This window comes from Zobellella sp. DQSA1 (assembly GCF_041950555.1).
Classification (GTDB): Bacteria; Pseudomonadota; Gammaproteobacteria; order Enterobacterales; family Aeromonadaceae; genus Oceanimonas.
In genome coordinates, this window is sequence record NZ_CP169531.1 from 795,895 (window position 1) to 815,036 (window position 19,142).

At 58.1% G+C, this 19,142-nt stretch carries 21 protein-coding genes; 16 read left to right on the forward strand and 5 right to left on the reverse strand.

Annotated features, from left to right (window positions below):
- Positions 1–5 precede the first annotated feature (5 nt).
- The 9 genes from pilM (at position 6) to ACEVBK_RS03900 (ending at position 8,857) form a co-directional block, all read left to right on the forward strand.
- A complete protein-coding gene (gene pilM, locus ACEVBK_RS03860; RefSeq protein WP_375057274.1) occupies positions 6–1,064 on the forward strand; it encodes a type IV pilus assembly protein PilM in 1,059 nt (352 codons plus the stop codon).
- Complete coding sequence (locus tag ACEVBK_RS03865; protein WP_375057275.1) at positions 1,052–1,609, forward strand: PilN domain-containing protein; 558 nt, start codon at positions 1,052–1,054, stop codon at positions 1,607–1,609. The genes pilM and ACEVBK_RS03865 overlap by 13 nt, the downstream gene beginning before the upstream one ends.
- Positions 1,609–2,193 carry a type 4a pilus biogenesis protein PilO gene (locus tag ACEVBK_RS03870; protein ID WP_375057276.1) on the forward strand — a complete coding sequence of 195 codons (585 nt, stop codon included), beginning with the start codon at positions 1,609–1,611 and terminating at the stop codon, positions 2,191–2,193. The genes ACEVBK_RS03865 and ACEVBK_RS03870 overlap by 1 nt, the downstream gene beginning before the upstream one ends.
- Positions 2,190–2,705 (forward strand): pilus assembly protein PilP, encoded by a 516-nt coding sequence (locus tag ACEVBK_RS03875; RefSeq protein WP_375057277.1) that lies wholly within the window; start codon positions 2,190–2,192, stop codon positions 2,703–2,705. Before ACEVBK_RS03870 ends, ACEVBK_RS03875 begins: the two co-directional genes overlap by 4 nt.
- A 22-nt stretch (positions 2,706–2,727) precedes the next feature.
- Entirely contained in the window at positions 2,728–4,758 is a 2,031-nt protein-coding gene (locus ACEVBK_RS03880) for a type IV pilus secretin PilQ (protein ID WP_375057278.1), read from the forward strand.
- A gap of 247 nt (positions 4,759–5,005) precedes the next feature.
- Positions 5,006–5,524, forward strand: a complete 519-nt coding sequence (gene aroK / locus ACEVBK_RS03885) for a shikimate kinase AroK (RefSeq protein ID WP_202082653.1) — start codon at positions 5,006–5,008, stop codon at positions 5,522–5,524.
- A 14-nt stretch (positions 5,525–5,538) separates the two neighbouring features.
- A complete protein-coding gene (gene aroB / locus ACEVBK_RS03890; protein ID WP_375057279.1) occupies positions 5,539–6,621 on the forward strand; it encodes a 3-dehydroquinate synthase in 1,083 nt (360 codons plus the stop codon).
- Positions 6,618–7,967: an AAA family ATPase gene (locus tag ACEVBK_RS03895; RefSeq protein ID WP_375057280.1), complete on the forward strand. Its 1,350-nt coding sequence runs from the start codon at positions 6,618–6,620 to the stop codon at positions 7,965–7,967. The genes aroB and ACEVBK_RS03895 overlap by 4 nt, the downstream gene beginning before the upstream one ends.
- 62 nt (positions 7,968–8,029) lie before the next feature.
- The gene (locus tag ACEVBK_RS03900) at positions 8,030–8,857 is read left to right on the forward strand and encodes a Dam family site-specific DNA-(adenine-N6)-methyltransferase (protein WP_375057281.1); all 828 of its coding nucleotides are present in this window, start codon (positions 8,030–8,032) and stop codon (positions 8,855–8,857) included.
- 13 nt (positions 8,858–8,870) lie between these two features.
- Here ACEVBK_RS03900 and ACEVBK_RS03905 read toward each other — a convergent pair whose 3' ends face one another.
- Complete coding sequence (locus tag ACEVBK_RS03905; RefSeq protein ID WP_375057282.1) at positions 8,871–9,047, reverse strand: DUF2970 domain-containing protein; 177 nt, start codon at positions 9,045–9,047, stop codon at positions 8,871–8,873.
- 104 nt (positions 9,048–9,151) lie between these two features.
- On the opposite strand from ACEVBK_RS03905, the gene rpe reads away from it, so the two are divergent.
- The 5 genes from rpe (at position 9,152) to ACEVBK_RS03930 (ending at position 12,390) form a co-directional block, all read left to right on the forward strand.
- The gene (rpe, locus tag ACEVBK_RS03910; RefSeq protein ID WP_375057283.1) at positions 9,152–9,826 is read left to right on the forward strand and encodes a ribulose-phosphate 3-epimerase; all 675 of its coding nucleotides are present in this window, start codon (positions 9,152–9,154) and stop codon (positions 9,824–9,826) included.
- Positions 9,819–10,490, forward strand: a complete 672-nt coding sequence (locus ACEVBK_RS03915) for a phosphoglycolate phosphatase (protein WP_375057284.1) — start codon at positions 9,819–9,821, stop codon at positions 10,488–10,490. The genes rpe and ACEVBK_RS03915 overlap by 8 nt, the downstream gene beginning before the upstream one ends.
- Before the next feature lie 16 nt (positions 10,491–10,506).
- Positions 10,507–11,514: a tryptophan--tRNA ligase gene (gene trpS / locus ACEVBK_RS03920; RefSeq protein ID WP_375057285.1), complete on the forward strand. Its 1,008-nt coding sequence runs from the start codon at positions 10,507–10,509 to the stop codon at positions 11,512–11,514.
- Between the two features lie 60 nt (positions 11,515–11,574).
- Positions 11,575–11,787, forward strand: coding sequence for a hypothetical protein (locus tag ACEVBK_RS03925; protein ID WP_375057286.1), 213 nt, complete (start codon positions 11,575–11,577; stop codon positions 11,785–11,787).
- A gap of 168 nt (positions 11,788–11,955) precedes the next feature.
- Positions 11,956–12,390: a DUF6515 family protein gene (locus tag ACEVBK_RS03930; RefSeq protein WP_375057287.1), complete on the forward strand. Its 435-nt coding sequence runs from the start codon at positions 11,956–11,958 to the stop codon at positions 12,388–12,390.
- A gap of 76 nt (positions 12,391–12,466) precedes the next feature.
- Here ACEVBK_RS03930 and ACEVBK_RS03935 read toward each other — a convergent pair whose 3' ends face one another.
- From ACEVBK_RS03935 to ACEVBK_RS03950, 4 genes are all read right to left on the reverse strand, one after another.
- A complete protein-coding gene (locus ACEVBK_RS03935; protein WP_375057288.1) occupies positions 12,467–12,994 on the reverse strand; it encodes a TadE/TadG family type IV pilus assembly protein in 528 nt (175 codons plus the stop codon).
- A gap of 9 nt (positions 12,995–13,003) precedes the next feature.
- Positions 13,004–14,821: a pilus assembly protein TadG-related protein gene (locus tag ACEVBK_RS03940; protein WP_375057289.1), complete on the reverse strand. Its 1,818-nt coding sequence runs from the start codon at positions 14,819–14,821 to the stop codon at positions 13,004–13,006.
- Positions 14,822–14,844: 23 nt separating this feature from the next.
- Positions 14,845–15,324: a TadE family protein gene (locus ACEVBK_RS03945; protein ID WP_375057290.1), complete on the reverse strand. Its 480-nt coding sequence runs from the start codon at positions 15,322–15,324 to the stop codon at positions 14,845–14,847.
- Positions 15,325–16,259: 935 nt separating this feature from the next.
- Complete coding sequence (locus ACEVBK_RS03950) at positions 16,260–16,481, reverse strand: Flp family type IVb pilin (RefSeq protein WP_375057291.1); 222 nt, start codon at positions 16,479–16,481, stop codon at positions 16,260–16,262.
- 436 nt (positions 16,482–16,917) lie between these two features.
- Here ACEVBK_RS03950 and cpaB point away from each other — a divergent pair, with 436 nt between their 5' ends.
- Together cpaB and ACEVBK_RS03960 are read left to right on the forward strand one after the other, a co-directional pair.
- Complete coding sequence (cpaB, locus tag ACEVBK_RS03955) at positions 16,918–17,871, forward strand: Flp pilus assembly protein CpaB (protein WP_375057292.1); 954 nt, start codon at positions 16,918–16,920, stop codon at positions 17,869–17,871.
- Positions 17,872–17,887: 16 nt separating this feature from the next.
- Entirely contained in the window at positions 17,888–19,138 is a 1,251-nt protein-coding gene (locus tag ACEVBK_RS03960) for a type II and III secretion system protein family protein (RefSeq protein ID WP_375057293.1), read from the forward strand.
- Positions 19,139–19,142 lie beyond the last annotated feature (4 nt).

Genomic DNA, 19,142 nt, shown 5'->3' on the forward strand with positions numbered 1-19,142 from the left:
TGCCTATGTTGAGCCTGAGCCGAAGCCGGGACTTCCACTGGATGGTCGGGATTGATTTCGGAGTGTGCAATATCAAGGCCGTCGTCCTGAAGGGGAAGCCGGGCCATTACCAGCTTGAAGCCCTGGCCAGTGTACCCACTCCCAGGGGCAGCATCATCGATCACCAGCTGCAGGATGTGGCCCAGGTGGTGATGGCGTTGCGGCAGTTGCGACGCCGCCTCCATTGCCGCTGTGACCATGCCGCCACCGCCGTTACCGGCAACAGTGTCATTACCAAGATGCTAATGGTTCCCCGCAACCTGTCGGTGGAGGAGTTGGAAAATCAGGTACTGCTCGAGGCCGAACAGCATATTCCCTTCCCGCTGGATGAAATCAGCCTGGATTATGAGAGCCTGGGCATCAATGCCCACCATCCGGAACGGGAAAACATCCTGCTCAGTGCGGCCCGCACCGAGAGCATCAACACCCGGCTGAGTGCCTTGCAGCAGGCGGGATGGAATACCAGGGTGGTGGATATCGGCGTGCATGCCCTGGCCCGTGCGGTCAATGTCTGCATGGCGGCGGAAAATACCTATGCCAGTATGCTGGCGCTGGTGGATATCGGTGCCGAGTGCCTGACCTTTGCGGTCATTGAAAAAGGAGAAGTGATCCATAGCCGGCTGCAGAACTTCGGCGGTACCCAACTGACCCGTGAATTGTGCAAACTGACCGACATGCCGGAAGACAGCGTCGAGCAGGCGAAGATAGACAACACCTTTCCCCCGGACCTGAGACAGGATACCGAGCAACAATATATCACCGTGGTACTCCAGCATATCCGCCGTAATGTGCAGTTGTTCTGCAGCAGTTCGGGTAGCAAGCCGCCTACCGCGTTGTTTCTCAGCGGCGGCGGCAGCCTGTTGCCGGAACTGGCCAAGGTGCTCGAACAGGAACTGAGCATTCCCGTGTTACAGCCGGATTTTGATCTCGTGTTCGAGCGCAAGCCGCGGGAGTGCCCCGATGCCGCCGCCTACATGACGGCACTGGGGCTGGCATTGAGGAGTTTTACCCCATGTCCAATATAAACCTGCTGCCTTGGCGGGAAGGGCTCCGGGCCGGTCAGCAAAAGCAGTTTATGGTATGGCTGGGGGGGGCTTCACTGGTCACGCTGGCGGTGATGCTGGTGGTCAACCTGTGGGTGCATCAGCAAATCGCCCGCCAGCAGGAACGTAATCAGGTGTTGCAGACCGAAACGGCTCGGCTGGACCTGATTCTGGGTGAAATCCGCCACATCAAGGAGCAACGGGCCCAACTGATGGAACGGATGCTGCTGATCGACAGTTTCCAGCAGCGGCGCAATTTTTCGGTGCGGCTGTTCAATCAGTTGCCCGAACTGGTACCACCCGGCGTGTACCTGAACTCCGTCAATGTGACCCATAATCAGATAGATGTGGTGGGCAAGGCCGAGGCCTACACCCGAGTGGCTAACATGATCCGCCGTATAGAAGGCAGTGGCTGGTTGACGGAGCCGAGAATCAGCTCCATTTTCGCCAGCGATGCCGAACCCGTCGCTCTCAGTCAGTTTTCCATGTTGTTCAGGGTCAGCGAAACCACAGCGGGAGCGATGTGATGAACTGGCAGCAGGTCAACGAGCTGGATTTCGATAATATCGGTCAGTGGCCCAAATCCGCAAAAATCGTCGCCATTGCCCTGGCGTGTGTCTTGCTGGCCGGCGTCGTCGGCTATTTTTTCATCAAAGACAGCCTGGCACGGCTGGACAAAGCCAAGCTTCAGGAAGTACAGCTGAAGGCTACCTTTGAAGAAAAGGCCCGGCAGGCGGCGGGGCTGGCCGAATACCAGGAACAGCTGGCGGAGTTGCAGGCCCAACTGGAGAATCAGTTGCGCAAATTGCCCAACAGCCTGGAGATTGCCGGCCTGCTGGACGATATCAGTTTTATTGCCACCGACAATGGCCTGCAACTGGAACGAATCAACTGGGAGGCGGAAAAGCCCAACCAGTTTTCCAGCGAGTTGCCGATGCGCATCATCGTCAGTGGTGATTATCATCAACTGGGTCGCTTTGTCGCCGATGTCGCCGCCTTGCCCCGTATCGTCATTATCGACAGTTTCACCCTGTCCCGTACCGGCGGTGCCCAACTGAACATGAGCATGCAGGCCAAGACCTACAAGTACAACAAGCAGGAGGCGCCGTGAGACGGCTCTGTTGGCTGGGGGTGTTGCTGGTCTTGACCGCCTGTATCGAAGAGAGCGATTTGCAGCCTTATGTCGCCGAGGTGAGGGCCCGGCCGGCCACACCGCCCGAGCCTTTGCCCGAGATGAATGAATATGTGCCCGAAGCGTACCGGCCGGGTTCGGAACGCAGCCCTTTTGTCGAGCCCCAGCCGGAAAACCTCACGTCGCCCGCCTCGGTGGGGGGGGCCTGTGCCCAGCCGGAGGCCCGTGCATCCAGGACGGCACTTGAACAACACTCGCTCGACAACCTGTCGCTGCGGGGCACCCTGGGGGATGGCCGGGGCTTGTGGGCATTGGTTCGTACCCAGGACGGCGTGACGCACCGGATCGGCATGGGGCAGCGCATGGGACTTTATCACGGCGAGGTGATCGGCATAACCGACAGTGTCGTGACCCTGAAAGAGTACATTCCCGACGGAAAAGGCTGTTGGGAAACCCGGGAAACCAGGTTGACGTTATCCAGGGCAAGATAATCACAGCGGCGGGGAGTGGGTTATGACGATGGGGATGGCGGTGAAGCTGATGCTCTGGTTAGCGCTCAGCCTGATACTGACCGGGCAGGGGTGGGCCGCCGTTAACCTGGAGGGCATCAGGATCAATCCGCTGACGGGGGATCAACTGGTCATCGAGCTGGAGTTCGATGCCCCGCCGCCGGCGATTACCGAGATCATGCGCCACCAGCCGGATCGTCTGGTCCTGCAAATTCCGGACGGCTATTCCGCATTGCAGGAAAACCTGATCCCGATTGAGCGGCAGGGGATCAACGTGGTGGACGTACGCCGCGTCGGTGCCAACCTGGAAGTGGCGCTGGGCATGGACAGGGTGCAGCCCTACCGGCTGCAGGCCGAGGGGCATCGTCTGCAGCTGCTGCTGGGGGCGGGTGTCAGCGGTACCGGTACCGGCAGTGACGGTACTTCGCTGCCGCCGGGAGCCATCAACGCCATTACCGGCATCGATTTTCGCCGTGGCCGCGATGGCCAGGGCCTGGTACTGGTTAATCTGGACAGATCCTCGGCTGTCGTGGACATACAGGTTCGCGGCAACCGGCTGTTCGCCAGGTTCCACAACACCCATATCAAGGATGCATTGCTGCAGGTGCTGGACGTCAATGATTTCGCCACCGTTGTCAGCCGCATCGGCAGTACCCGGGAGGCAGGCCACAGCCTGCTGACGGTCGAGACCAGTGGCGCCTTTGACTATCGCTATGATCAGTCCGAACGGCTGTTCGTGCTGGAGGTCGCCAGGCCGGCGGCCCCGGCGGTGCCCAGCGATGTGCGACAGCAATACAGCGGTAAGCCTATTTCCATGAACTTCCAGGATATTCCGGTGCGGACCGTGCTGCAGCTGATTGCCGACTTCAACAATTTCAATCTGGTCACCAGCGACGCGGTGCAGGGCAATATCACCCTGCGCCTCGACGGCGTGCCCTGGGATCAGGCGTTGGACACCATATTGCAGGTGCGTGGCCTCGATAAACGGCGGGATGGCAATATTTTGCTGGTGGCGCCGGCGGCCGAGCTGGCACGGCAGGAGCAACAACAACTGGAACATCGCCAGGCCAAGGAAGTGCTGGCCCCCCTGGTCACCGAGTTTTTACAGGTAAATTATGCCAAGGCGGTGGATGTGGTGGCCCTGCTTACCAACGAAAGCACCCGTCTGCTCACCGAGCGGGGCGCCATTGCGGTGGACGACAGGACCAATACCCTGGTGATCAAGGATACCCAGGAAAGCATCGACCATATTCGCCGTATGCTGCAACTGCTGGATATTCCCATCAAACAGGTGGTGATCGAGGCCCGTATGGTGACCATCGACGACGGTTTCGAAGAGGCCTTCGGGGTACGCTGGGGCTACAGCAACGACACCAGCGGGGGCAGTAACCGGCAAAGGGTGAGCGGAACCCTGGAAGGGTTCCGGGCCGGTGACAACGACAACTCCCTCAACGTCAATTTGCCGGTGGCCGGCGCGGCGGGCAGTATCGCTTTCCAGATTGCCAAGCTGGGCGGCGGCCGTATCCTGGATCTGGAACTGTCGGCGCTGGAGCGGGAAAACCGGGCCGAGATCATCGCCAGCCCCAGGGTGACCACCTCCAATCAACGCCCGGCCCTGATCGAACAGGGCACCCAAATCCCCTTCTCCACTTCCAGCGACCGCGGTACCGAGGTGCAGTTCAGGAATGCCGTGCTTAGCCTTATGGTCACACCGCAGATCACCCCCGACAACCGGGTGGTGCTCGATTTGACCGTCACCCAGGACGCCATCGGCGAGCGCATTCCCCAGGCCACCGGAGGAGAGGCGGTGGCCATCAATACCCAGTCGATCACTACCCAGGTGCTGGTCAACGATGGCGAGACCCTGGTGTTGGGGGGGATTTTTCAGCAGAACATCACTCGCAACGTAACCAAGGTGCCGCTATTGGGGGATATTCCGGTCGTCGGGAGTCTGTTCAAGACCACCCGGGACAACAACAGCAAGCGCGAGTTGATTATCTTCGTCACCCCCCGTATCGTGCACGACAGTATTTGAGTACATGCCGGCCTATGGCCTGGGCAGGTTGAATATCGACAGGAAAATGATGGGCTTGCGCGTAAGGCAACGGGGCGTCGATATCATCACCGTTCGGGCATCTTTGACTCCTTGAACGGCGTTACCCTTGCCAGCGACCGGCGCAGTTGCGATAATCCGGCGTCCTATTTCAGAAAGTTAAGGTTAGGTTCATCGTCGACCCTGCGGTGTTCGTGGGGCGCATTTGTTTGTGAGAATTTCGTGTAACATGGCTGAGAAACGCAATATCTTCCTAGTGGGGCCTATGGGTGCGGGCAAGAGCACCATCGGCAAATACCTGGCGCAGCAACTGCATATGGATTTCTACGACTCCGATCATGAGATTGAGCGTCGAACCGGTGCCGATATCAGCTGGGTGTTTGATGTAGAAGGCGAAGAAGGCTTCCGCCAACGCGAAGAAAAGGTGATCAACGACCTGAGCGAGCTGCAGGGCATTGTACTGGCCACCGGTGGCGGCTCGGTCAAGAGCAAGGAAAGCCGTAACCGGTTGTCGGCCAGGGGCATTGTGGTTTACCTGGAAACGCCGGTGGAAAAGCAGCTGGCCCGGGTGCAGAAAGACAAGCGGCGCCCGCTGCTGCAAACCGAAGAGCCGCCCCAGGAAGTACTGGAGCGGCTGGCAACCGAGCGCAACGAACTGTATCTGGAAATTGCCGACTACGTGGTACGCACCGACGAACAGAGTGCCAAGCTGGTCGCCAATCAGATTGCCGAATTGATCGGCCTGTAAGGGGCAGGAGATCCATGGAAAGGTTAACCGTCAACCTGGGGGAGCGCAGCTACCCCATCATCATCGCCGAAGGGGCCCTGACCCAGGCTACGCTGCTGCGTGACGCCGTCAAGGGCAAGAAAGTACTGGTGGTCACCAATGAGGTGGTTGCCCCCCTTTATCTCGATGCGCTGGTATCGCTGCTGGCTCCTTTGCAGGTGGACAGTCTGGTCCTGCCCGATGGTGAGCAGCACAAGACGCTGGACACCTTCAACGAGGTGATGAGCAAACTGCTGGCGGCCAACCATGGCCGGGATACCACCCTGATCGCCCTGGGGGGCGGCGTGGTCGGCGATCTGACCGGTTTTGCCGCCGCCTGTTATCAGCGCGGCGTGCCTTTTATTCAGGTTCCCACCACCCTGCTGGCCCAGGTCGATTCTTCCGTCGGCGGTAAAACGGCGGTCAACCATCCCTTGGGCAAGAACATGATCGGGGCCTTCTATCAGCCGGAACTGGTGCTGATAGATACCCTGTGCCTGCAAACCCTGCCCGAACGCGAATTCGCCGCCGGCCTGGCCGAGGTGATCAAATACGGCATCATCTGGGATGCGGCCTTTTTCGCCTGGCTGGAGCAGAATATCCAGCGCCTGCAGCGGCTTGAGGCGGATGCCCTGGCCTATGCCATTCGCCGTTGCTGTGAAATCAAGGCGGAGATGGTGGCCACGGACGAACGGGAACACGGGGTGCGGGCTTTGCTCAACCTCGGCCACACCTTCGGCCATGCCATTGAAGCGGAGATGGGCTACGGCAATTGGCTGCACGGTGAGGCCGTGGCGGCCGGCACCATGCAGGCCTGTCTGACCGCCCAACTGCGTGGTGAGATGAGCGCGGCCGAGATCGCCCGGGTGGAAGCCCTGCTGATCAAGGCACATCTGCCGATCCAGGGGCCTGCCGAGATGGGCATTGCTCACTACCTGCCGCATATGCTGCGGGACAAGAAGGTACTGGCCGGCAAGCTGCGGTTGGTGTTGCCGCTCGGCATCGGCCGTGCCCAGGTGGTGGACGACGTGACCGAACAGCAACTGGCCCGGGTGGTGGTGCCGGAACGGACACCGTGACCGAGGCGGCCATTCAGGTTCCTTTCTCCTCTCAGCAGCAGCTGCTGGCGCGGCTGCTGCACCTTTCCCGTCTCGATACCGATTTTATCCTGCTGACCGGACCGGAAGGTGCCGGTAAATCCTATCTGGCCCAAAGGCTGGCCGAGGAAACCGAGTTGCTGCTGCCGCTCATCCTTGATGCCGAAGGATTTGATACCAATGCCGGCTTCCGGGAGACCCTGCTCGGCAGCTGGTTTCCCGGCGGTATTTTCGATGCCGATGATCATCTGCAGGATTCGATGCAGCGACTGCTGCCGGCCAGTCCCGGCAAGCGACTGTTGATCGTCGATAATGCCGAGTGGCTGACGGAGCCCCTGTTGCTGGAGCTGGTGCAGTTGTATCGGAAACTGCCGGTGCCGCTGCGGCCCTTTATGGTCTTGTTGGGGGAAGCCACCTGGGCCGGTCAGGCCCGCCAGCAGCTCGGCGGGCCTGACGGCGGCAAGTTCCTGGAAGTGGAGGTGCCGCCACTGACGGAAGAAGATAAACAAGATTTATGGCAAGCCCTGGGGTATAAAAATATACCTGATGCATCGCGTGATATCCGCTATCCCGGTGATGTGATTGGCATGATGGAGCCGCAGATGAAAAAAATCGGTTATCAGCAGTTGTTGGAACAAAAGACGATCAAGATATTGCTTACCGCCCTGATATTGGTGCTGCTGTTGATCGTGATCGTCAGCCTGTTGGGAGACGGACGTGACAACGTGGCTCCCGTATCGAACCAACCCTTTGAGCAGGAAGTCGTGCCCACCACGCCCGTCAGCCTGGCCCCCGGCGCATCCGCCCAGGATGGAGAGGGCCAGGCACTGGTACGCGAGTGGCCGGCCGAGCCGCTGCCCGATACCCCCGACATCAGCACCGAGGTGGCGCAAACCCCGGATGACAGCGACAAAGAGCGGGTGGTTATTGCCGATGAGGTGGTCAGCCGCCTGATGCAGCGAGGCCAGGGCGGCGATAGCCCGTCTGCGCCGGCCGTACCACAGACGGCGACGCCGGCTCCCGTTGCCGTTTCCGGGGTGAGCCCGCTGTCGGTGCTGATGCAAAAGCCCGCCTCCCGCTACACCCTGCAACTGATGGCCGGCCGCGACCGTGCCGTGCTGGAGCGGTTGGTGGCCAGGCATACCCTGACACCGGTCTGGGTTTATCCGCGTACCATCAACGACCAGCCCTGGTTTGTGCTGGTATATGGTGATTTCGAAGTACCCGAGCAGGCGAGGCGGGCCATTGCCGGCCTGCCCGCCGAGTTACAGGCGGCCAAACCCTGGCCCAAGCCCTTCGGGCAGGTGCAAAAAGAAGTCAAACCATAGTCATGGCATCGGCTTGCGGTTACAATGCGCGCCCTCTGAACGGTGCGGCAATGACGACGACTATGACTAAAACTCGGGCATTCCTGAAATGGGCTGGCGGCAAATACGGCCTGGTGGAGAGCATCAACCGCCGCCTGCCGGAAGGGCGGGTACTGGTTGAACCCTTCGTCGGTGCCGGCTCTGTGTTCCTGAACTCCGAGTTTGATGCCTACCTGCTGGCGGACATCAATGCCGATCTGATCAACCTCTATCAGTTGCTCAAGACCCGCCCGGATGCCTTTATCCGCGACGCCGCCGGTCTCTTTATCGCCGCCAATAACGACAGGATCGCCTATTACGGCTTTCGCACCGACTTCAACCGGGAGCAGGATGCCTACCGGCGCGCCCTGTTGTTTTTATACCTTAACCGCCATGGCTACAACGGCCTGTGCCGCTACAACCAGAAGGGCGGCTTCAACGTGCCTTTCGGTGCCTATAAAAAGCCCTATTTTCCCGAGCGGGAACTGTGGTTCTTTGCCGAAAAGGCGCAGAAAGCGACCTTCGTGTGCCAGAGCTATAAAGAGGTGTTTGCCACGGCCCGGGAGGAGCAGGTGTTCTACTGCGATCCGCCCTATGCGCCGTTGTCTTCCACCGCCAGCTTTACCACCTATGCGGCCAACGGCTTTACCCTGGATGATCAGGCCATACTGGCCCGGCTGGCCCGGGAGACTGCGGCCCGGGGCGTGCCGGTTTTGATCAGCAACCACGACATTCCCCTTACCCGGGAGCTGTACCGGGACGCGGAGCTGGATGTGGTGGCGGTCAAGCGCACCATCAGTCGCCATGGCCATAACCGCAAGAAGGTCGACGAATTGCTGGCGCTGTTTGCTCCCGGTGTTAGTAAGGAATGAGGAGTAAGGCGTTTCACGCCAGCACCAGCCGTACCACCAGCACCAGCAGCAGGACAAAACCCAGTATGGCAAGGGCGCCGGCGCCGATATAGGGCCAGGGGCTGCCCTGAAACTGCTGTTGCCGATTCTTTTCCGACTGTACCCCGAACAGGGCGGCCACCACCGCCTGCAGCCTGTGTTTCCAACTCATAGCTCACCTTTTTCACCAACTTCAGCCAAGCATAGACGCCTCGCTAGAGAATCACCGGGCGCTGGGGTAGAATTGGGACGTTTTTTGCGCTTAAGGGAACCCCGATGAAAGACTACCTGATTGCCCCCTCCATACTGTCCGCCGATTTTGCCCGCCTGGGCGAAGACGTGACCCGGGTACTGGAGGCGGGAGCCGACGTGGTGCACTTCGATGTGATGGACAATCACTATGTGCCCAACCTCACCATAGGCCCCATGGTCTGCAAGGCCCTGCGCGACTACGGTATTCAGGCTCCCATCGATGTGCATCTGATGGTCAAGCCGGTGGACAGCCTGGTGCCCGACTTCGCCAAGGCCGGGGCTTCCATCATCACCTTCCACCCGGAAGCCTCCGAGCATATCGATCGCACCCTGGGACTGATCAAGGAGCAGGGCTGTCAGTCCGGCCTGGTATTCAACCCGTCGACGCCGCTCAGCCACCTGGACTACGTGATGGACAAGGTGGACGTGATCCTGCTGATGTCGGTCAACCCCGGTTTCGGTGGCCAGTCCTTTATCTCCGCCACCCTCGACAAGCTGCGCCAGGCCCGTCGCCGCATCGACGAAAGCGGCCGCAACATCCGCCTGGAAATTGACGGTGGCGTCAAGGTCGACAATATCCGCGACATCGCCGAAGCCGGTGCCGACATGTTCGTGGCCGGCTCCGCCATCTTCGGCCAGCCCGACTACAAGACGGTGATCGACCAGATGCGCAGTGAACTGGCCCAGGCCCATGGCTGATTTCGACCTGATCCAGTTCGATCTGGACGGCACCCTGATCGACAGCGTGCCCCAACTACAGCTGGCGGTGAATCACATGCTGGCGCAACTGGGCCATGCCCCCGCCGCCGAACTGGCGGTGCGCCACTGGGTGGGTAATGGCGCCGACATGCTGGTGCGCCGGGCCCTGACCGCCGCCCTCGGCGCCGAACCCGACGCCGGAGCACAGCAGGCGGCGCGGGCTGCCTTCGATGCGGCCTACGATAGGGTGGCCGACCAGGGCTTGGTGTTTTACCCCGGGGTACTCGACACCCTGGCGGCATTGCGTCGGGCGGGCAAGCGCCTGGCCATCGTCACCAACAAGCCCTACCGTTTCGTCCCCGCCATACTGGCGGCCTCGGGGCTGAGCGAGCAGTTCGAGCTGGTGCTGGGTGGCGACAGCCTGCCGGAGAAGAAGCCGAGTCCCATGCCCCTGCTGCACGTATGCCGTACCCTGGACATGGATCCGGCCCGTACCCTGATGGTCGGCGATTCCGAGAACGACGTGCTGGCGGCCAAGGCGGCTGGCATGGCGGTGGTGGGGCTGACCTACGGTTACAACTACGGCCGGGATATCGCGGACAGCGGCCCCAACTGGGTGCTGAGCGACTTTGCCGCCCTCGCCGACCTATTGCTAACAGATTGACAGAGAAAAGATAACCATGGTTAAACCGATAGTACTCAGCGGCGCCCAACCTTCGGGCCAGTTGACCATAGGCAACTATATGGGCGCCCTGCGCCAGTGGGTGAAGATGCAGCAGGAGTACGACTGCCTGTATTGCATCGTCGATATGCACGCCATCACGGTGCGGCAGGATCCCCAGGCCCTGCGTTCCGCCTGTCTGGATGCGGCCGCCCTCTACCTGGCCATCGGCCTGGATCCGGAGCAGAGCACCATCTTCATCCAGTCCCACGTGCCGGAGCATGCGGAGCTGGGCTGGATCCTCAACTGCTACACCCAGTTCGGCGAACTGTCGCGCATGACCCAGTTCAAGGACAAGTCCAGCCGCTACGCCGAAAACATCAACGCCGGCCTGTTCACCTACCCGGTGCTGATGGCGGCCGATATCCTGCTGTACCGCGCCAACCAGGTGCCGGTGGGACATGATCAGAAGCAGCACCTGGAACTGACCCGGGATATCGCCTACCGCTTTAACCAGCTCTACGGCGAGGTGTTTACCGTGCCCGAGCCCTTTATTCCGGAAGAGGGCGCCCGCATCATGAGCCTGCAAGAGCCGACCAAGAAGATGTCCAAGTCGGACGACAACAGCAACAATTTTATCGGCCTGCTGGAAGATCCCAAGAGCATCGCCAAGAAGCTGAAGCGGGCGGTCACCGATTCGGAAGATCCGCCTGTGGTGCGTTTCGACCAGCAGCAGAAGCCCGGCGTGTCCAACCTGCTGACCCTGATGTCCGGCGCCAGCGGCCGCGCCATTCCCGAACTGGAACAGCACTTCGAAGGCAAGATGTACGGCCACCTCAAGACCGAAACCGCCGAGGCGGTGCTGGCCATGCTGGAGCCCATCCAGCGCCGTTTCCACGAGTTGCGGGAAGATGAAACCGAGCTCAGGAAGGTACTGACCATGGGGGCCGACAAGGCCCGGGTGAAGGCTGTACAGACCCTGGAAAAGGTATATGATGTAATCGGCTTCGTTCCGAAAAGCCGTTGACTGAGAAGGAGCCGGGTTGGCTCCTTTTTCGATTTTGCCTGACTGGATTTACTCCCACCTATGACCGAGCAACAACCCCTTGATCGGGAACTGACCGACAAGCTGTACTGGCTGCGTAAATTCCGCATGGCCAAGAACGAAAAAACCCTGGAACTGATGGTATCCAAGGCGGTGGATAATCATCATCAGTACGCCGCCGTGGTGGCCGCCATCTATCTGGCCGAATGCCAGCGCGAGCGGGAAATGGCCCAGGGACGTTTTCTCCAGCAGTAGCCGCCGCCGTCATATCCGGGGTGGCAGAGTAAGCGGTTACTCTTATGGCACCTTTTGTCACAGGCTGACGCAGCGTTGTTTCTGGTGCTGTTGTTCTCGCCCATTCCGATCCATGCTTAGATTATCCTCTCCACTCCCGGAGTGTCGGCGACCACAGGAGGATCGGATATGAACGGCTCTGTATTAAGACGCGGTGCCTTGCTGCTGCCCCTGCTGGGGGTCTTCGCCCTGGGGGGGACGGTACCCGAGGTCCAGGCCCGCGGAGATGATCGCCGCTATGATCGGCATGCCAAGCACTATCAGCATTATCCCCACAAGCATATGAAGCAGCGTCAGCACTATTACCGCCATGCGCCGAAACAACGGGTAGTGGTGGTGGAACGGCATCATTACCACCGGCCGCCGGCTTACTATGCGGTACCCGGCCCCGGCACCCATATCTCGGTGAGCCTGCCGCTCGGCACCATCGTTTCCTCCCTGCCCGGTGGTTTTATCAGCTTCAGTTATAGCGACGGGCCCTATTACTACCAGGGCGGCAACTACTACCGCCCTTATGATCGGGGTTATCGGGTTGTCTCTGCACCGCCCGGGCACAGGTGGTAACGGTTTTTTGCAGTGGCATTTATGAACAAGGCCGGGTAACCGGCCTTGTTGTTTGTATTACAGGCAGCGCCGTTTTTTACAAGCGAGTAATGGTTTCGCCCCGGATAATGGTATTACCTTTATCCTGCGGCAGGCTGGGGATGCGGATGCCGGCAAATTCGATAATGGGGATGATGGCCCGTTGCTGTTCGTTGCCGCCGGCATTGTAAAAACGTTGCAGGCAGACATGCAGCAACCGACTGTCCTCGGTGTCCGCAATATGGCCGTAGCTGGGGCTTCCATTATCGGCGGGCAGGGGTACCCAGTTATGTCCGGTAGCGGGCGCCGGACAGTCGCCATTACGCCAGGACGGAGGCAGCCAGCTGTTGTTTATCTCTTTGGTTACTTCGCGGCTTAGCACAGTGTTGTAGCTGGGTGCCGCAGGATCGACCCTAAGCACCGCCCGGCTGGCCTCCGAACTGACCTGGCGAAAACTGATCTCCAATAGCAGCGGAATGCTGTAGGCGAGGATGCCATAGAGCAGGGTAAAAAACAGTATAAACAGCGCCGCAAACTCGATGGCCACGGCGCCGGATTGCTTTTTTGGGGGGCCTTTATGCAGCATATCCATTCCTTAGTTAATCAGCCTTGGTGCACCGCAGTTGAGATCATACAGTTCCAGGTAGGATTTGCCCACGCCGGCACCGGTTCCCAGTAGGGCGGTCAGTAAGGGGGATAATATAGCTTCACCTACTGTGTTGAGTATGAGGGTAATAATGGATATCAGCTCACTAACCACGGCATCCACTGAACCCAGTAAACCACCAGTAAGAAGATCTAAGATATCTAGCAATCCAGAAATTAGATTTCCTAATAGTCCCTTGTTACTGTCGGACTCTATAATGTCTGAAATTAATTCCGTTAATTGAGTGATGATGTCGGATACGGTGTCGCCAAGTTGCAGATTATTGGGGCCTGTTGCTTGGCTTTCCCCCGCCAATATATTATCTATGGGCTCACTATACGAAAGGGCGGGGATATGTGATTTGCCTGAGATGTTCAGTAGTGTGCCGCCCAGTATAGTGACAATATCGGTGTCCTGTAGGCTGGTATCGCAACTAAGGCTGGTCGACCATTTATTATCATCGGGTATTTCACCCAGGCAGATATTGAGTGTTTTTGAAGTTACCAGCATGTCTGCCGATGGTGGTGGAGCGCTGCAGTTTGCCTGTTCGAAAATGGCTGTAGCGGTAGTGACGTCTATCCATATGGGAAGACGTATATTGGCGATTTTTTCTATAATTCCTAGTGGTGATGTATTGGTATTAATATCTATATAGACCCTAACCTGTGCATTATAAGCTTGTGTGCCTACCGGACCTATGGCGATTGAAGGCGGCTCCACCACACCAAGCTCCACCCTTGCCAACCCGAGTATACTGAGTTCGGGGATTTCGATACCTCTACCCCCAGTGCCCAGGAGTATTGCCGTGCTTAATATGTCGCTTATTTTTAATTGGGTATCCAGGGCCGGGCCTACAGATCTGTCTGGGTTTGTGGCTAAGGTGAATAAGGAGTTTTCATCTTCCAAGCCAAAAAGTTGAACCTGTATTTCTTTCAGTATAGGGTCGCTAAGAACCTCATTGCGCAAAGTGGTGAGCGCGACCTCCAAAGCGGAGTCTGAGATTACATCCAATGAGATATCAATAAGATCTTCAAGACTGAGCAATCCAACCTTGGTGTTGGTCAAATCAATCAGCCCCTGTGGGGAAAGTGCTTTCAGCTCATGTATGGATATATCGGCTCCTAAAGCATGTAGAATCCCTGAAGGACTGATAGCTACATCGGCCAAGCCATTGCTGTTCAAGACGGTTAGGGTGTCTACATTGATTCCGACCGACTTAAGGATAAGGCCTACCAGTGCATCGCTGTTTAATTTCAACAGTTCTGCGCCAATACTAAAAGCCGCGATAGGCTCTCCTCCCTCCCGTTCGGCAACGGCTCTGGCTTGTAATGATATTTCATTTTTATCACTTAAACCCAGCATGCTGCCGGCCCTGAAGATCAGGCTGGCGGGAACGGTTTCCGTGGCAATGGTCTGAACGGCATGGCCGGAGGCGTCGGGTGTGGAGACCCTCAACCCTTCATTGGTCTGTATTTTTACGCATTGGGTGGCGATTGATTGGGTGTCATTGATAAGAAAGCCATTGGATGTGGCATTTTCAATGGCGTTGGTCTGCACCAGCCCGGGATTTTTTGAACAGTCACCCTCATTTAATCTGGCGATGCTTTCCAAGGCGGCGGTATCGGCCAGTTTTTGCAGCTTGCGCTGTTCCATATAGAGGCGGCCGGTATCCAGCACCAGCATCAGGCAGCCCAGGGCCATCATCAGGGTGCCGACCGCCAGTATGCTGAAGGCACCGCGCTGCCGGGATAAAGGGGATTGCAACATGGCAAGGCTCCTGAACAATGGGATCAGCGTATCCGCAATTTGGCTTCGCCCCTGATTTCATCGGGCAGTTGAGGTATCCGCCAGCCGAGCAGGGAGATGGCTGGCATGATGGTAGAGGGTTTGTTGTGGCTTACACAGGCACTCCATTCACCATCGTCCGAGATTTTCAGGAAGCTGTCCGCGTAACCATCGCAGCGGTTGGCCCAGCCGGGAGGGAGCCAGGAGTCTTCGATCACCCGCGCGGCTTTCAGCTCGGCATTGGTCTTGATGGCGGTTATCCGGGGATCCTCGGTACCGACATGGTAGTGGTAGATATTGGGTGTGCTCACCGCCTGGCGCACGGCTTCGGCAGAGAGTTGCTGGTAGGCGGCACCCAGCATCAGCGGTATGGTATAGCCGACCAGGCCGTAGAACAGCACAAACATCAGCACGAAGACAATGGCGAACTCGATGCTGGCGGCACCAATCTGTGAGCGTCTGCGGGTGTCAATTTTTTGGCGCATTCCCGTGCTCCGATATTATCCTTCTAATTAATGCATTCATTATATGATTGTAATTGTCAATAAACCATGGCTTGTTTTGAGATCATGGTTTAGTGCACGTTATTCTTCGGTTTTATAGTATTTTAATACTAATTCTTTAGTGTTTTTTATGGTCTGTTATTTTATTGCACGAATTTCATGCCAAGATAAGTATTTATGATGCTTGACTCCCTGTATTCAATAAGGGATAACACTAAGCAGTAAACCAATGATTTTGCAAGGTAACCGGAATATGGGGTGGTGTTGGGCGGGGATGTAAATGTTTTGTAGGGCAATGTGTTTGAAATTATTGCTCTGCCATTGCTTTCAATACCGCCATTAGTCAACCATGCCGACGTTTTCCCGATACCGGTGCGCAACGACTGGCGGGCCTGGTTTAAGCGTGATTTATGGTGGCGTGGTCGGGAGGCTGAGCGACGCTTGTTGACCTGAAATACTTTCCTAGTGGGCATTATAACGCGGTAGTAATCACTCACCAGCAAGTATCCTATCTTGTTGTGTAACTTTTTAGCGGCCCTGTGGTTACCTGGGCCGCATTTTTTATTGGCCTCGAAACACGTTGAAAATATTGGAATGTTACCTAGGGGGTATGTGATGCTCCGCTGAATGGGGAGAGGCGATCCAGTAGCCTTTTCCCAGTCTCTGTTGACAGAGCATGACCAAGGAAGGGAGCAGGTATAACCCAATGGAACTCTGGATATCGAGTCGGACTTCTAGCTTTGGGGAGCATTAAGGAGTCAGCATCATCGATGACACGACCCGGAGTCGGATAGATCTCGATGACAGCGCTGAGATATTCTGACCTGACGCTCAAGATTATACTCAATATCTACTGATAGCCCTTAAACAATGAGCCCATATGGGCTTATTGTTTAAATTGACTTAACTCGTGGTTATTACTCACCACCTGTTCCTTCTCCACCTTTTAACTTAGCGGCTACCTTGGTAAATACACTATTTATTTCATCCCCCACACTACCTGCCGCAACCATAAATGCCACCGCAATCAAACCGGCGATAATGCCATACTCAATGGCTGAAGCACCGTCCTCCCGTTCCATAAATTGTTTTGCTTTTAATTGAAGATTTACATAGCCCTTGATAATGGTCTGAGTCATTTTTCCGTTCCCTCGTTATTGTTAGGTTGTTTGTTAGATTGATGCTAGTCTGTTTTAGTAAATAGTAAATATATATAAAGTATTAATGCTTGTTGGCTAGTGAGAATCAGGGTCCGGGGCGATCGGCATGATGACTATTCCGCTTGAAGGCAGGCCTTCCTGAGGCCGAAAGTCGAGGAAATAATGCAGGAAGTGGCTGTTTTAATAAGCCTTTTAAGCTAGACTTTTTACTTGGCCAGGATGTTGGCCTGCCAGCAATGAAATCATAAGATTGGGTTACTTTGTAGGCAACTCTCAAGCCTTCATTGTCTTGCTGGTAATGATAACTAACCATAACTAACTATAACCGCATCCAGTATTGACCGGCTCCCGTCTCGTCTGCGCATGGATGCGCTGTCATGTCGATAAAAAGTAGAAGTACAAGGAGACAGCAGGGATGAACAGTCGACTGACCTTGGGATTGGCCGGTGTGCTGCTGGTGGGCGCCCTGACTGCCGGGTATCAGGGGATCAAACTCAGCAACCAGATGTCGGCGGTGGCACCTCCGGCTGCGGTGGTGCAGGCACCCGTTCCCAGCGAGACGCTGGCGCCTACTATCCCGCAGCAGCTGGTGCAGCGGGTGGATAAAGAGCAGCACAAGCCCGTGGTGGTGCTGGCCAGGTCGTTGCAGCCTTTCGAGACCATTACCGCCGAACATCTGGCGGTGGAACAACTTAATATCGCCCCTCCCGAGACTTTCTCCGACCCTCGCGCGCTTGTCGGGCGCCACGTCTGGCAGCCGCTGCCGGCCGGCATCATGCTCAACCGGTCGCAGTTCAAGGCGGGGGGCCCTCTGGCCCGGCTGATCGGTGACCATGAGCGGGCCCTGGCCATTGCCATCGACGATGTGGTTGGCGGCGGCGGCTTTATCAGTCCCGGCGACTACGTCGACGTGCTGCTCTATCTGCGTGAAAGCGATCGCAACCAGGATCAGACCGCCCAGGTGGTGGTGCCCGCGCTGCGGGTATTGAGTGTCGGCGATGAGCTGGCGCTGACCTCCGGTGGCGAGCCGGCACTCTACCCGCCTGCTGACGATAGTTCCAGCCGTCGGCAACGGCCCGCCGGCACCGCCGTGCTGGCCGTGCCCACCCCCCTGTTGACTCGCTTGATGCTTGCCTCCCAGGTGGGGACCCTGCGTCTGGCCGTGCGCAGCGCCGACGAGCAACGCCTGGTGGGGGATTCCCGGGAGGGACTGCGGGAGAGCGACATCAAAGAAATGGAGCGGCAACTGTTCCAGTTCGAGAAGCTGGCCCTGCGCCAGGCCCGCCCCCCGGCACAGCCCGGCGTAGTCGGCCGGTCCCCCGGCGTCACCATCCATCGCGGGCCGGAAGTATCCCGGCAGACTCCCTGAGCAGGCAGAGCACATCATGAAACGAGCTATTCCTTCTTTACTGTTTTCGCCGCTGGGCGTGCTGGGTGTGCTGGGCGTGCTGTCCCTGTGGCTGCCGGCAGGGGCCTGGGCCAGTACCTGCGCGGCCCTGCCGCCGGTACCCGAGGTCGTGGAAATCAACCAGGGGATGCAGCAGGAGATTCGCCTGCCGGTGCCGGTGACCCGGCTGGCGGTGGGTGATCCCCTGGTGGCGGATGTCAAACTCACCGATCGTAGCGGCGTGCTGCTCAGCGGCGTCGGCAGCGGCGTGACCAACCTGAATATCTGGACCCGCTGCTCCTCCTCGCCGAGGCAGAGCATGGTCTTCGTCAAGGGAGTGGCGACCCAGGCGTTGTCGCCGTCGGGGCTGCCGGGTGCCACGGACCTGCCGAGCCAGGTCCAGACCGATATCCGCTTTGTGGAAGTCAGCCGTGGCAAACTGAAGGATGTGGGGGTGTCGCTGTTCGGCAAGCGGGGCAGTTTTCTGTTCGGGGCGCCGGGCAACACCACCGGCAGCATCGGCCTTGGCGGCGTGGTCCCGGACGGCAGCGCCACACCGGTTTCCCTGCCAGGCAACGGCTTCAACATTGCCTGGGGCGGCGGCAGCCGGGAAGTGCTGGGGGTCATCAATGCCCTTGAAAACAGCAACTTTGCCTATACCCTGGCAAATCCCAGCCTGGTCTCCCTGAGCGGACAGAGCGCCAGCTTCCTGGCAGGCGGCGAGTTTCCGGTGCCGGTGCCCAGCAGCGGCAGTGATTCGGTGTCCATCGAATACAAGGAATTCGGGGTGCGCCTGACCCTGACTCCGACCGTGGTCGATGAAAACCGCATCCTGCTGAAAGTGGCACCGGAAGTCAGCGAACTGAATTTCAACACCGGGGTCTCCATCGCCGGCACCACAGTGCCGTCACTGAACGTACGCCGCACCGATACCAGCGTGGCGCTGGCAAGCGGTGAAAGCTTCGTCATCAGTGGCCTGATGAGCGCGCGTAACTACGCGGACGTGGATAAGCTGCCGGGGCTGGGCGACATTCCCGTGCTGGGCGGCTTTTTCCGTTCTTCCCGCATCGAGCGAGAAGAGAAGGAACTGCTGATGATAGTGACTCCGCACCTGGTGCGGCCGCTGGCCTCCCATGCCCACCTGCCCGAATTGCCGGGAGAGCGGCTGCGTCGCTACGATCCGAATGCCTTCGAGTTGTTGTTCCTGGAAAACGGCGACTTCGACATGCACGACGGACTGTCCAGATAAGGAG